Annotated in this window: 10 protein-coding genes; 6 read left to right on the top strand and 4 right to left on the bottom strand. The window is 63.2% G+C overall.

Going from position 1 to position 13,447, the window contains the following annotated elements; all coding sequences use genetic code 11:
• The first annotated feature begins 326 nt into the window (after positions 1–326).
• Together APH25_RS11480 and APH25_RS11475 are read left to right on the top strand one after the other, a co-directional pair.
• Entirely contained in the window at positions 327–1,106 is a 780-nt protein-coding gene (locus tag APH25_RS11480; protein ID WP_060482014.1) for a helix-turn-helix transcriptional regulator, read from the top strand.
• A gap of 111 nt (positions 1,107–1,217) precedes the next feature.
• Positions 1,218–3,356, top strand: coding sequence for a TonB-dependent siderophore receptor (locus APH25_RS11475; RefSeq protein ID WP_060482013.1), 2,139 nt, complete (start codon positions 1,218–1,220; stop codon positions 3,354–3,356).
• 51 nt (positions 3,357–3,407) lie between these two features.
• Here APH25_RS11475 and APH25_RS11470 read toward each other — a convergent pair whose 3' ends face one another.
• Together APH25_RS11470 and APH25_RS11465 are read right to left on the bottom strand one after the other, a co-directional pair.
• Positions 3,408–3,929 (bottom strand): acyloxyacyl hydrolase, encoded by a 522-nt coding sequence (locus tag APH25_RS11470; RefSeq protein WP_060482012.1) that lies wholly within the window; start codon positions 3,927–3,929, stop codon positions 3,408–3,410.
• A 226-nt stretch (positions 3,930–4,155) separates the two neighbouring features.
• Complete coding sequence (locus APH25_RS11465) at positions 4,156–5,025, bottom strand: LysR family transcriptional regulator (RefSeq protein ID WP_060482011.1); 870 nt, start codon at positions 5,023–5,025, stop codon at positions 4,156–4,158.
• Between the two features lie 106 nt (positions 5,026–5,131).
• Here APH25_RS11465 and APH25_RS11460 point away from each other — a divergent pair, with 106 nt between their 5' ends.
• Positions 5,132–6,517: an aldehyde dehydrogenase family protein gene (locus tag APH25_RS11460; protein ID WP_060482010.1), complete on the top strand. Its 1,386-nt coding sequence runs from the start codon at positions 5,132–5,134 to the stop codon at positions 6,515–6,517.
• Between the two features lie 36 nt (positions 6,518–6,553).
• Here the strand turns inward: APH25_RS11460 and APH25_RS11455 are convergent, their stop codons facing one another.
• Positions 6,554–8,464, bottom strand: a complete 1,911-nt coding sequence (locus APH25_RS11455) for an AAA family ATPase (RefSeq protein WP_060482009.1) — start codon at positions 8,462–8,464, stop codon at positions 6,554–6,556.
• Between the two features lie 62 nt (positions 8,465–8,526).
• Positions 8,527–9,435 (bottom strand): helix-turn-helix domain-containing protein, encoded by a 909-nt coding sequence (locus APH25_RS11450; RefSeq protein WP_060482024.1) that lies wholly within the window; start codon positions 9,433–9,435, stop codon positions 8,527–8,529.
• Between the two features lie 152 nt (positions 9,436–9,587).
• On the opposite strand from APH25_RS11450, the gene APH25_RS11445 reads away from it, so the two are divergent.
• The 3 genes from APH25_RS11445 to APH25_RS11435 all read left to right on the top strand — a co-directional run bounded on the left by APH25_RS11445 (position 9,588) and on the right by APH25_RS11435 (position 13,410).
• Positions 9,588–10,946, top strand: a complete 1,359-nt coding sequence (locus tag APH25_RS11445; RefSeq protein ID WP_060482008.1) for a glutamine synthetase family protein — start codon at positions 9,588–9,590, stop codon at positions 10,944–10,946.
• 66 nt (positions 10,947–11,012) lie between these two features.
• Positions 11,013–12,101 (top strand): polyamine ABC transporter substrate-binding protein, encoded by a 1,089-nt coding sequence (locus APH25_RS11440; protein ID WP_060482007.1) that lies wholly within the window; start codon positions 11,013–11,015, stop codon positions 12,099–12,101.
• Positions 12,102–12,114: 13 nt separating this feature from the next.
• Complete coding sequence (locus APH25_RS11435) at positions 12,115–13,410, top strand: FAD-binding oxidoreductase (RefSeq protein ID WP_060482006.1); 1,296 nt, start codon at positions 12,115–12,117, stop codon at positions 13,408–13,410.
• The last annotated feature ends 37 nt before the right edge of the window (positions 13,411–13,447 follow it).

Here is a 13,447-nt window from a genome sequence, read left to right as displayed (position 1 = left end):
TTGCAGCCGTTGGCTTATTGTTGTGTAGGACATTGGCTATAACCCTGCGCGTGTGATGGCGCACGGCATACCGTATGCGTCGCGATCCGGTCGCAACCGTCGCGGTTCTGACGTCAAAATGCTGGCATCCTGCAACCTCATAGGTCACCACACGCCCGGCCCGGCCTTTCATCAGCGGCAGACCATGGCATTTTCTGTCCCCGATTCCCATTACAGACGCCCAGGCCCTGGCGGGCTTGAATAGGTGCCAACCACACATCCGCCCCAACGTCGAGGAACGCCTGAGCGCGCACCTGCCGCACACCTTTGGCTACAGGAAAACAGACATGATGCTGAGCAGCCCCCGCGAACACCGCCCCGACCCGCAACTGTACCTGCAGTTGGGCGAACTCATCGCCGGCACCGGTGGCGCAGGCTTTGCCGGGCAGATGCTGCGGCTGGTGCAGGCCCAGGTGTGCGTGCACTGGCTGGAGCTCAGCGAATGGACACTCGACCTGCCCCAGGCCGAGCCCAGCACTATCCAGGTACTGGGCAGCGCCGGGCTGGATCCTGTGCAGCACAGTGGCCGCTGCTTGCGTCAGCCGCTGCTGCAACGCATCCGGCAGATGCACGACCCGCTGCTGATCGAGTTCAAGGCTTCTCACGGCAGTTGCCAGCAGCACAACAGCCACCAGTGCCATGTGGTGTCCTGCAGCGGCAGCAAGCGCTGGGTCATCAGCTTTCACCGGCAGCCCAGCCAGCCGGCCTTCTCCCTCGGCGACCTGTCACAGCTCAAGAACCTGTGCGAAACCTTGCTCCCCCTGGTGGAGCACCACGGCCAGTTGCTGGACCACAGTATTCACCCTCCTGGTAGCGCACCGAACGATTCGGAACCCACTGCGCTGCGCCAGGCCTTTGCCGAGCGCTTGAGCAAGGAAGCGGTGAGGCTGTCGGTGCGGGAACAGGAAGTGTGCCTGGGCCTGCTCACCGGGGGCACCGTGCCAGAGATGGCCCAGCGCCTGAATGTGAAGAACAGCTCGGTAGAAACCTACCTCAAGCGCGCCACCGCCAAGCTAGGTGTGAGTGGCCGACATGGCCTGGCCAAGTGGATGGCCGGGGCCTGCTAATCCAAAAGCGACATCGTGTAACTAAATAATGCATTTGATAATGATTCGTAGTACTTTCGCGGCGCAGTTATAACTTCCACTTCACTGCCCTCTTTCAGGACCGTACTGTCGATGCGTCGCACGTTCGTTTCGCTTTGTGTACTTCATGCCATTTCCCCCCTGACTTTTGCCGCACCGGGTGCCCCAGGTGACGCGGCCCAGATCGAACTCCAGGCCTTGAGCATCACCGGTAGCGCCGACAGCGAACGGGCTGACGGCCCGGTGGACGGCTACAAGGCCAGCCGCTCAGCCAGCGCCACCCGCACCGACACCGCCTTGCACGATACGCCCCAGTCGCTAAGCGTGGTGCCCAAGGATGTGCTGCAGGATACCGGTGCCACCCGCCTGCAAGATGGCCTGGACTACGCCGGCGGCGTGGGCCGGGCCAACAATTTTGGTGGCCAGGGCCTTACCACCTTTACCGTTCGCGGCTTTACCACCGGCGAGTTCTATCGCAACGGGTTCCCGATCAACCGCGGCTACCCCAATGCACCAGACGCCAACACCGTCGAGCGCCTGGAGGTCATCCGCGGCCCGGCCAGCAGCCTGTATGGCCGTGGCGACCCTGGCGGCACCTTCAATGTGGTCAGCAAGCAGCCGCTGGCAGCCCCCAAAGTAACCCTGGGCACCCAGGTGGATGACCAGGGCATGCACCGCGCTACGCTGGACGCCACTGGGCCACTGAGCCAGGACGGCGCCCTGGCGTACCGCCTGAACGTGCTGGGCGAAGGGGGTGAAAGCTTCCGCGACGATGTGCAGAGCGAACGCTACGACGTGGCGCCGGTGCTCAGCTGGCAGGTGAACGACAGCACCAGGATCGTCTTCGAAGGCGACTTCATGCGCAACAACCACCCGCTGGACCGCGGCCTCACCCGCTATGGCACCCAGACGCGCAGCGCCTCGCGTGACACTTACATCTGGGAAAAAGGCAGCGACAACCTGCTGCACAACGACAACAACATGGCCCAGGTCCGCTTCGAGCACTTGCTCAACGACGACTGGACCCTGGCTGGTGGTTTCCAGTTTCTGGACGGCAGCCTGAAGGGCAACGCGGTAGAGGCCAACAAGGCACCCGCCGACGGCCATACCCTGCAGCGCAACTTCAACTACCGCAAGCTGGAGTGGACCGACCGCGACTGGCAATTGAACCTGACCGGGCACTTCGACACCGGCACGTTCAGCCACACGCTGCTGACCGGCGTGGAGTACGAAAATTACGACTACAACTCGATCATCCAGCGCTCGTCGGCAAAAGATGGCACCTACCCGATCGATATCTACCACCCCGTGCTGGGCCAGCCACGCCCCGCGCTCACCCGCACCACCACCTGGGACAAGGAAAACCTGCAGACCTGGGCGTTCTTCATCCAGGACCAGGTTGCCCTCACCGACCGCCTGAAGGCCCTGGCCGGCGTACGCTTCGAGCGCTTCGAGCATGACTATGACGACAAGCTGCCGACCAACCGCGATTTCAGCAAGGGCGAAAATGGCGTCACGCCCCGTCTGGGCCTGCTCTACGACCTGACTGACACCGTGGCGGTGTATGCCAACACGGCGCGGTCGTTCAAACCCAACACCGGCACCCCTGCCAGTGGCGGCGGCGGCTTCGACCCGGAAAAAGGCAAGTCCTACGAGCTGGGCGTGAAGTGGGAAGCGCTGGACCGGCAGCTCAGCGTTGACGCGGCGATCTACCATATCGTGAAGGAAAATGTGCTGGCCAACGATCCCAACGACCCGACCGGCACCTTCAAAGTGGCGGCCGGTGAGGTCCGCAGCCGTGGCCTGGATATCAACGTGGCCGGCAACCTGACCCCGGAATGGCGGGTAATCGGCGGCTATTCCTATGTGGATGCCGAGGTCACCAAGGACACCACCCTGCCCTCGGGCACACGACTGGCCAACATTCCGCGCAACACCTTCAGCCTGCTGAACACCTACGAATTCCAGGACGGCGTGGCCAAGGGCCTGGGGCTGGGTGTGGGCGTGAAATACGTGGATGACCGCGCCGGGCAGACTGCCGCAACCACGTACACCATGGAGCGCTACAACGTGGTGGACTTGCTGAGCTTCTACAAGGTCAACGAGCACGTACGTGTGAACCTGGACTTGAAGAACGTGTTCAACAAAGGCTACGACGAAGGCTCATTCAACAGCTACGTGTACCCGGGGGCACCGCGTACGTTGCAGGCCGGGGTTGCCTACACGTTCTAAGGTGCACCAGGCCTGTGGACAGCGAACCACCCACCGGCCTGGCTCCTGGTATCAGAAGCCCTTGCTGTAGAACAGCGAGTACGACTCGATGCCGTCGTTGGGCTGCTTGATGCCGGCGTTGGAGTAGTGAATGGCACGAATGCCGACCTTCTGCTCCGACGGCAGTTTCAGGCCCAGGCCGATGCGGTCTTCGAAGTTGAACGACGAACCCAGGTGTTGGTCACCCACGTTGGTCTTGGAGAAGGCCGCGATGCCGATGCCCGCCTCAATGTAAGGGGTGTAGGTGAAGCCGCTGAATTCATAGGTGAATACCGGGGCGAACGACAGGGAGTGCGCGCCGCTGGCGTCACCGCCCTCCCAGTAGGTGTAGCCTGCATCCCAGTAGCCGGTCAGGTGGCCGACACTGCTCTCCAGCCACTTCTTGTCCCAGTCGAAGGACAAGCCGATGCGGTAGGTCATGTCGCCTTGGCTAGTTGCGCCTACAGCGCCGGAAATCTGCGCGGCCTGGGCCAGGTTGGCCCCCACAAACGCAAGCAAAGCGGCGGCGAGCGACGCTGCAATACGGGTTTTCATCGACGACATCTCCTGATGGTGTACACGGCAAAGGGGGGGCTTTGGCCCCTCGAAATATGGGGTGACCATTAAGTTTTTTTTGGTCACAACAAGTAATACTTTCTTGATTATTGTCCACTTGTTCAGGAAGAAGAAAGGAAAATGCCATCATTGACGCCAAAAAACTTCCCTCAAGAACGAGTGGCCAAGTCACCAGACCTGATGTTTGAAAAATAATTCATTTAAATCAGCTGGTTGTACTATTTTCCTCAAGCAATTTCACAAATGCGCTCAGGCTCTGCGACACGGTGCCCCGCCGCCACACCAGCCACGTTTTGAGGTAGCGGAAGTCTTCACACATGGGCCATGCGCTCACCGTGCTGCACCCAGGCATGTTGTCCAGCATGGTGCGCGGCATCATGGCCAACCCTGCGCCTGCACTGACGCACGCCAGCATGCCGTGGTAGGACTCCATCTCGTGGATCTTGCCTGGCACCGCCTGGTCCTGCACAAACCAGTTCTCGAAGTGGTGCCGGTAGGAGCAGTTGGCGCGAAAGGCGTAGATGCTTTCGCCATTCACATCCTGGGCCCGGGTGACCGGTGGGTGATTGAGTGGCGAGATGATCACCATTTGCTCTTCGAACACCGGCATCCCCTCGAGCGTGGGGTGCAGTATGGGGCCATCGACAAATGCAGCCACCAGCCGCCCTGACAGCACCCCCTCGAGCATGGTGCCCGAGGGCCCGGTGGACAGGTCCAGGTCCACCTTGGGGTAGCGCTGGTTATAAGCGGCCAGCAGCGCCGGGATACGGACCGCTGCAGTGCTTTCCAGCGAACCCAGGGCAAAGGTGCCCTGGGGGTCTTCACCCGCTACCGCAGCGCGTGCTTCGTGTACCAAGTCGAGAATGCGGCGGGTGTACTCGAGGAAGTTCCAGCCAGCGGGTGACAGCCGCAGGCGGCTTTTTTCCCGAATGAACAAATCAACGCCCAGGTCTTCTTCCAACTGCTTGATACGTGTGGTGAGGTTGGACGGCACACGGTGAATGTGCTGCGCGGCAGCGCTGATGCTGCCCTGCTCCGCCACGGCCTTGAAAATTTCCAGTTGCACCAGGTCCAATGCATTCTCCAAACGTGAATGTTTCGCTCATTATTATTCAGTTTTCATTAAACCCCTAGCCCGCTAGTCTGGCTCCACTGCCTAATAACAGCGAGAGATCCTTGCCATGAGTGCGATCAGCGGCCAGACCCACGCCATCTCCCTCGACCCGTTCACCGGTGAGCAGATTGGTGCCTACCCGTTCGACAACGACGCCGCACTGGAAGCGGCGCTGCAACGTGCCAAGGTGGGTTATGCGCACTGGCGCCAGGTATCGCTGGCTCAGCGCAGCGAATACCTGTTGGCGCTGGGTGACGCACTGGAACGCCAGGCAGAAACCTTCGCCCAGATGATCAGCCGTGAGATCGGCAAGCCGATCACCCAGGCCCGTGGCGAGGTGGCCAAGTGCGTCGGCCTGTGCCGCTGGTACGCCGAGCACGGCCCGGCCATGTTGGCCCCGGAACCGACCCAAGTTGAGAAGGCCCGTATCGAGTATCGCCCGCTGGGGCCGATCCTGGCTGTGATGCCCTGGAATTTCCCCATCTGGCAGGTGCTGCGCGGCGCCGTGCCAGCCATTCTGGCCGGCAACACCTATGCCCTCAAGCACGCCCCGAACGTGATGGGCAGCGCCTACCTGCTGGGCAAGTTGTTCAAAGATGCTGGCCTGCCCGATGGCGTGTTCGAGGTGCTGAACGTGACCCCGGACGGCGTTACCCGCGCCATCAACGACCCGCGTATCGCCGCGGTCACGCTGACCGGCAGCGTGCGTGCCGGTATGGCCATCGGCGCGCAAGCCGGTGCTGCCTTGAAGAAGTGCGTGCTGGAGCTGGGCGGTTCCGACCCGTTCATCGTGCTGGCCGATGCCGACCTGGATGCTGCCGTGCAGGCCGCTGTGATCGGCCGCTACCAGAACACCGGCCAGGTGTGCGCGGCTGCCAAGCGCCTGATCGTGGAACAGGGCATCGCCGATGCCTTCACCCGCAAGTTCGTGGAAGCTACCCGCGCACTCAAGGTCGGTAACCCGCTGCAGGACGACACCTACGTCGGGCCGATGGCCCGCTACGACCTGCGTGATGAGCTGGACGGCCAGGTGCAGGCTACCCTGGCGGAGGGCGCCACGCTGTTGCTGGGCGGCAGCAAGGTGGAGGGCGTTGCCAACGTCTATGCGCCCACGGTGCTGGGCGACGTCACCCGGGACATGACTGCCTTCAAGCAGGAGCTGTTCGGGCCGGTGGCCGCCATTATCACAGCCCGCGATGCGGAACATGCGGTGGAGCTGGCCAACGACAGCGATTTTGGCCTGGCTTCGACCATCTACACCGCCGACTACGCCTTGGCCGAGCGCATGACCACGGCCCTGGATACCGGCGCGGTGTTCATCAACGGCTACTGTGCGTCCGACCCCCGTGTGGCCTTCGGCGGGGTGAAGAAAAGCGGGTTTGGGCGTGAGCTGTCACACTTCGGCGTGCGTGAGTTCACCAACGCGCAAACCGTTTGGCTTGACCGCAACTGACCCTTCCCTCAGGGGCTGTGGCACAGCCCCTGAGGCTTAATCGCGAACTTGGTCCTTGACCCAGTCCAGCATCCCACCTGGCACGATCAATTCGTGCCGGGCGCGCGAACAGGCGGTGTACAACCCCGCCAGCATGCGTGCCCGCTCATTGCGATTACCCGCCACCTGCGGGGGCACCATCAGCTCCGGCGACACCATCACCCGGACGAACTCCCTGTTTTTCACATCCCGCACACGGCCCAGGAACAACGTGGGCGCCTTGTCCCAGCGGTAACGGCTTTTGGCCTTGGCGAAATGCGCTGGCGTGTAGCCTTTGCCCAGCATGTTGTGCACCGCGATAAACGCCTTGTCGTCGCCCTTGTCCTGGGCCAGTGCCTGCCAGCTGGCATAGCGGAACAGCATGGGGTGGCGCGGGCGTGTCCCATGGCGGTACAGCTCGATGCAGTCTTCGACGAACAGTTCGAAATCCTTGCGGGCACTTGGCAGCAGCACAAAGGGCACGCCTTGGTGGGTCAGGCGCTGGAACCAGCCGAACAGCCCCCATTCGTCATCGACGATCAAGGCGGTGGGCTGCTCCGGCACCGTCACAGTGTCAAAGAAGCTCACGCGGGTGTAGTGCTCGGCACTGCCGCTGAACGCTGCCTGGATGGACGCCGGGTGCGCCTGTATCAGCGGGTTGAGCACGTTGTCCATGGCGGGGCCCGCACGCAGCGAATGATCGATGTAGCGCTGGCGGATGAAACCGCCATGGTGCGGGCTGAGGCCATTGAGGTTCTGCAACTCGTCGCCCAGCGCGATGACCGACTGCGGAGTGCGGTCGAGCACAGCCAGCATGGGCGCGGACAGCTCGTGGGCCTCATCGACGATGACATGGGTGTAGCGTGAATCAATCATGTAGCCAGTGAGCGACAACAGCTTGATCCGGTGGTAGTCGCGAAGAGGCAGCTGGATGTCCCGCGCCGATGGGCGTATCAGCTCTTGCCAGTACAGGCGGGCCTTTTCCAGCAGCACTTCCTGGTCCAGAGGCGTGGTGCCCGCCCCGGCCCAGGGCAGGTGGTGCAGTTGCAGCTGGCTGTCGGCGCTGTAACAAAAGGTGCGCACAGCCCGTATGCACAGCGCAACCACGTCGCGGGCTGCCAGCGGGCCGATGTCGGGAATCCCCAGCCACCGCACCACCTGCGCCTCCTGGGGGCGCCAGGACCTTTTGGTGCGGTAAGCGTCACGCAGGCGGAAGCCATTGCTGGTGAGGTCGCGGTTGAGCAGCTCGTCGGCCAGTTGCCCGAAGGTGAGCGCGGTGTACGCGGCGGCATCCTTCACCCGTGCCTGCAATGCGCGCAACTGGCCTTCGGTCAAGGCCAGCAGCAAGGTGCGCTTGGGGTCCAGCAGGCGAGCGAACTGATGGATCAGGAAGGTCTTGCCGGTACCGGCGAAGCCCTGCACGGCGACCGATTCGTCGACGCCACTGAGGAACTCGCGCAGCAGCCGGTTCTGTTGATCACTGAGCATCAGGTCGCTGGCCAGGGCTGGCAGGTACACGGGGTGCAGCGGTGTCACACGCTGGCGATACAGGTCGGCGAACTGGAAACGCCACTCACCCTGCTCGTCGAGCAGTTCGTCGGCGCTGCAGGGCACATCGTCCGCCAGCAGGGCGATGCCGTTCTCGCCCAACATGCCCAGCCCCATGGCAAACGCCTCGCGGTCGAACTGCTGCTGCACCTGGCCTTGAAAACGCCCAGGTGCGGCGGCCTCGACCTGGCTGGCGATACGCACCACCTCGGCAAACCTGCGCTCCTGTGCGTCTGCTGTGGCAGTAGACGGCTGGCGCGGCAGGTTCTGCACGAACACGGCAGCCGCAGCCTGAAGCAGCGAGGCCGCGGCCAGGAAGTGGGCAGGGGTGTCGTTGGCGAGGCGGTCAGCCTGTTCGCCAGACAAAGGCAGATAGAACATCGGCACCTCGGGTTGATCAGGGCGGCACCATAGCAATTTTCAGGGGGGAATGCAGGCCCATGTCAGCCCATCCCCACCCTCACCCGCTTCAATGTCTCGCTTGGAAACTCCTTGAACAACTGCCTGTAACTCTCTGAAAACCTTCCTAAATGCCAAAACGACCAGCGCATGGCGACCTCTGCCACCGTGACGCCAGTGTCACGCAGCAGGTCGCGCCTGGCGCCATTGAGCCGGCGCAAGCGCAGCCATTGTGCAGGTGGCATACCGGTGAATGCGCGGAACGCCTGTTGCAACTGGCGCAGCGACACCCCGGCCACGTCTGCCAGCTCCACCAGGTTGAGCGTTTCTTCAGGGCAATCGGCTGCCCATTCACTGACCGAACGCATGATCGCCCGCGCCTCGTCACGTCGGCCCAGGGCCGCGCCCTGGAGGCGCTGGCAGGCGTTGTCCAGAATGAACAGGCAGTCCTCCAGCAATTGCGGCGCCAGGGCCTGGGCCTGGTGCGGGCAGCCCGCTTCGGCCAGTTGCCGCAATGTGGCACTGAGCCAACTGCCGAACAACGCGTTCTGCCTGCTGCCCAGCGGCATCATGTACAGCCCGTCCAGCCGCGATGGGTGCAGCCCCTGCTGCGCCAGGAAGGCCTGGTCGAACACCACCGCCACCTCTTGGTAGTTCTCGGGCGTGATCCAGATGTTGCGGCTGTGCTCGTTCAGCAGGTACAGGCTGTCATCGCTGCGGTCGAAACAGAACGTCAGTGACCCCGGCGGCGCACGGAAAAACTGCTCCACCCGGGTATTGAGGCGCTCCTCGTACACCTGCACGCCATCGAGGCCCAGGCTGCGCAGCTCACCATTGAAATGCCCCGGGGACATCTGCCGGTACTGCTGCTGCCAGCCAGGGGTGGCACGCACTTGCTCAGTGACGTCGGTGGTGTGGAACGCCTGGACCTGCATCGCATTGGCGGCTGTCACGCAATATCCCATTTGCACTCTTTTGGTGCATTGGCAAGTGGTAAAAGTGGATAGATCACCCAATCATCAGTCGCCAAGATAGCCCTCAGCGCGTCACCTGGGAAGCACCTGCCTGCGTTGCTACCCGCCCAAAACCCAACCAAGAGGTCTGTATGAACGCCCCTTTCGATCAGCTGTCCGCCTGGCTGAAAGAACACCGCATCACCGAAGTCGAATGCGTGATCAGCGACCTGACCGGCATCGCCCGCGGCAAGATCGCCCCGACCGCCAAGTTTCTGCATGAGCGTGGCATGCGCCTGCCAGAAAGCGTGCTGCTGCAGACCGTGACCGGCGACTACGTGGATGACGACATCTACTACAGCCTGCTGGACGCGGCCGACATCGACATGGTGTGCCGCCCCGACCCCACCGCGGTCTACCAGATACCCTGGGCCATCGAACCCACCGCGATCGTGATTCACGATACCTTCGACAAACAGGGCAACCCCATTGCGCTGTCGCCGCGCAATGTGCTCAAGAAAGTACTCAAGCTCTACGCCGACAAAGGCTGGCAGCCCATTGTCGCCCCGGAGATGGAGTTCTACCTGACCAAGCGCTGCGAAGACCCGGACCTGCCGTTGCAGGTACCGCTGGGCCGCTCTGGCCGCGCCGAAAGTGGCCGCCAGTCGTTTTCCATCGACGCCGCCAACGAATTCGACCCCCTGTTCGAAGATGTCTACGACTGGTGCGAGCTGCAAGGCCTGGACCTGGACACCTTGATCCATGAAGACGGCCCGGCGCAGATGGAGATCAACTTCCGCCACGGCGACGCCTTGGACCTGGCTGACCAGATCACGGTGTTCAAGCGCACCATGCGCGAAGCTGCGCTCAAGCACAACGTGGCTGCCACCTTCATGGCCAAGCCGATCACCGACGAGCCCGGCAGCGCCATGCACCTGCACCAGAGCGTGGTGGACATCGCCACGGGCAAGCCGATTTTCGCCAACGACGACGGCAGCATGAGCACGTTATTCCTGCACCATATTGGCGGTTTGCAGAAGTACATCCCCAAACTGCTGCCGATGTTCGCACCCAACGTCAACTCGTTCCGCCGTTTCCTGCCAGACACCTCGGCACCGGTGAACGTGGAGTGGGGTGAAGAAAACCGTACGGCAGGCCTGCGGGTGCCCACCTCCAGCCCCGAGTCGATGCGCGTGGAAAACCGCCTGCCCGGCGCAGACGCCAACCCTTACCTGGCCATCGCGGCCAGCCTGCTGTGCGGCTACCTGGGCATGGTCGAACAGGTCGACCCCAGCGCACCGGTGCAGGGCCGTGCCTACGAGCGGCGTAACCTGCGCCTGCCGATCACCATCGAAGACGCCCTGCAGCACATGGAAGACTGCGAAACCGTGCAGCAGTACCTGGGCAAGCAGTTCGTCCAGGGGTATGTGGCGGTCAAGCGTGCCGAGCATGAAAACTACAAGCGCGTTATCAGCTCGTGGGAGCGCGAGTTCCTGATGCTGAGCGTCTGAGCCACCGGGGCTGCGCCGCAGCCCCGCTACACCGACTTCGAACAACAAGACCAACGAGGTGTTCCCATGCGTCATCTGCACACCCTGACGGCGGCTGCACTCACCCTGCTGTTCGCCACCACCAGCCACGCCGAATCCAGCGTCAGCGTGTACAACTGGACCGACTACATCGGTGACACCACCCTGGCCGACTTCCAGGCCAGCAGCGGCATCAAGGTGGTGTATGACGTGTTCGACTCCAACGAAACCCTGGAGGGCAAGCTGCTGGCCGGGCGCACAGGTTATGACGTGGTGGTGCCCTCGAACCACTTCCTGGCCCGCCAGGCCCAGGCCGGCGCGTTCATGCCGCTGGACCGCAGCAAGCTGCCCAACTGGCAGCACCTGGACCCCAAGTTGCTGAAACTGCTGGAGCAGAACGACCCCGGCAACCGCTATGCTGTGCCCTACCTGTGGGGCACCAACGGCATCGGCTACAACGTCGACAAGGTCAAGGCCGCCCTGGGCATCGACCGTATCGATTCGTGGGCGGTACTGTTCGAGCCCGAGAACCTGAAGAAGCTCAAGCAGTGCGGTGTGGCGTTCATGGACTCCCCGGATGAACTGTTCCCGGCCATGCTCAACTACCTGGGCATGAACCCGCGCAGCGAAAACGCGGCCGACTACCCCAAGGCTGAAGCACGCCTGCTGGCGCTGCGCCCGTACATTACCTACTTCCACTCCTCCAAATACGTGTCTGACCTCGCCAACGGCAACATCTGCATCGCCTTCGGCTACTCCGGCGATGTGTTCCAGGCCGCTCACCGCGCCGCCGAGGCCAAGAACGGTGTGAAAATCGCCTACAGCATCCCCAAGGAGGGCAGCAACCTCTGGTTCGACCTGCTGGCCATCCCCAAGGATGCCAACAACCCGGAGCAGGCCCTCGCCTTCATCAACTACCTGATGGACCCCAAGGTGATCGCCAAGGTCAGCGACACAGTCGGGTACGCCAACGGCAACCCGGATGCCAAGGCCTACATGGATGCAGCCTTGGTAAACAACCCCGAGATCTATCCGCCGCAGGAGGTGCTCGACAAGCTGTACATCTCCACCACCCAGAGCCCGAAGATCATGCGCCTGATGACCCGGTCCTGGACCAAGATCAAGTCCAACCGCTGAGCCGAGAATACCCATGCCTGCACAGAGCCAACACACTGCCTCGTACTATGCCGCCAGCGCCCGGCAACCGGCGCCCTACCCCAGCCTTGCGGGTGACCTGAGCGCCGATGTGTGCGTGGTCGGTGGCGGCCTCACCGGGGTCAACGCCGCCCTGGAACTGGCTGAGCGCGGGCTGTCGGTGGTGCTGCTGGAAGGCCGGCGCATCGGCTGGGGGGCCAGTGGGCGCAACGGCGGCCAGCTGATCCGTGGCATCGGCCATGACGTCACGGGCTTTGCTCGGCATGTGGGCCAGGAGGGCGTGCGTTACCTGAAGCAGGCCGGCATCGATTCGGTCACCCTGGTGGCCGAGCGCATCGCCCGCTATGGCATTGCGTGCGACTTGCGCTGGGGCTTTTGCGAATTGGCCAACACCCCCGCCCAGTTCGAAGCGTTCGTCGCCGAGCAGGATGACCTGGCCAGCCTGGGGTATCGCCCCGAAACCCGCCTGGTCAGCGCCGAGCGCCTGCATGAGGTCGTGGCGAGCGATCGCTATGCCGGGGGCATGGTCGACATGGGCTCCGGCCACCTGCACCCGCTGGACCTGGTGCAGGGCGAGGCCCGTGCGGCGGCAGGCCTTGGCGTGCAGATCTTCGAGCAAACCCCGGTGCTGCGCATTGAACACGGCTCACGGGTAACCGTGCACACCGCCCACGGCCGCGTGCAGGCGGAGCACCTGGTACTGGGTTGCAATGCCCACCTGGAGGGCCTGGAGCCAACGCTCAGCGGCAAGGTGTTGCCAGCCGGCAGCTATGTGGTGGCCACCGAGCCGCTGCCCGAGGCGCTGGCAGCCAGCCTGATCCCGCAGAACATGGCCCTGTGCGACCAGAAAGTGGGCCTGGACTACTATCGCCTCACGGCAGACCGCAGGCTGCTGTTCGGGGGCGCTTGCCACTACTCCGGGCGCGACCCTCGGGACATCGGCGCCTACATGCGGCCCAAGGTGCTCAACGTGTTCCCGCAGCTGGCCAACGTGCGCATCGACTACCAGTGGGGCGGCATGATCGGCATCACGGCCAACCGGTTCCCGCAGGTGGGGCGGCTGCGCCAGCACCCCAACGTCTACTACGCCCAAGGCTATTCGGGCCATGGGCTGAACGTGACCCACTGGACCGCCAAGCTGTTGGCCGAGGGTATAGCCGTGGGCCACAGCCAGGGCCTGGACGTGTTCAGCGCCGTCCCCCACCTCACCTTCCCCGGCGGCAAAGCCCTGCGCTCGCCGCTGTTGGCCATGGGCATGCTCTGGTACCGCCTGCGCGAAGCGCTCGGTTAACCCCCTGTGCAGCAGGCCCTGTGCTAACCTGCCCCGC

Origin of the sequence: Pseudomonas sp. NBRC 111119 (assembly GCF_001320125.1) — a bacterium.
Lineage (GTDB): Bacteria > Pseudomonadota > Gammaproteobacteria > Pseudomonadales > Pseudomonadaceae > Aquipseudomonas > Aquipseudomonas parafulva.
This window is presented reverse-complemented; position numbering and strand designations above follow the sequence as displayed.

Coding starts and splice junctions, on each gene's coding strand:
- APH25_RS11480 (WP_060482014.1), top strand. CDS start 327: ATGATGCTGAGCAGCCCCCGCGAACACCGCCCCGACCCGCAACTGTAC.
- APH25_RS11475 (WP_060482013.1), top strand. CDS start 1,218: ATGCGTCGCACGTTCGTTTCGCTTTGTGTACTTCATGCCATTTCCCCC.
- APH25_RS11470 (WP_060482012.1), bottom strand. CDS start 3,929: ATGAAAACCCGTATTGCAGCGTCGCTCGCCGCCGCTTTGCTTGCGTTT.
- APH25_RS11460 (WP_060482010.1), top strand. CDS start 5,132: ATGAGTGCGATCAGCGGCCAGACCCACGCCATCTCCCTCGACCCGTTC.
- APH25_RS11455 (WP_060482009.1), bottom strand. CDS start 8,464: ATGTTCTATCTGCCTTTGTCTGGCGAACAGGCTGACCGCCTCGCCAAC.
- APH25_RS11445 (WP_060482008.1), top strand. CDS start 9,588: ATGAACGCCCCTTTCGATCAGCTGTCCGCCTGGCTGAAAGAACACCGC.
- APH25_RS11440 (WP_060482007.1), top strand. CDS start 11,013: ATGCGTCATCTGCACACCCTGACGGCGGCTGCACTCACCCTGCTGTTC.
- APH25_RS11435 (WP_060482006.1), top strand. CDS start 12,115: ATGCCTGCACAGAGCCAACACACTGCCTCGTACTATGCCGCCAGCGCC.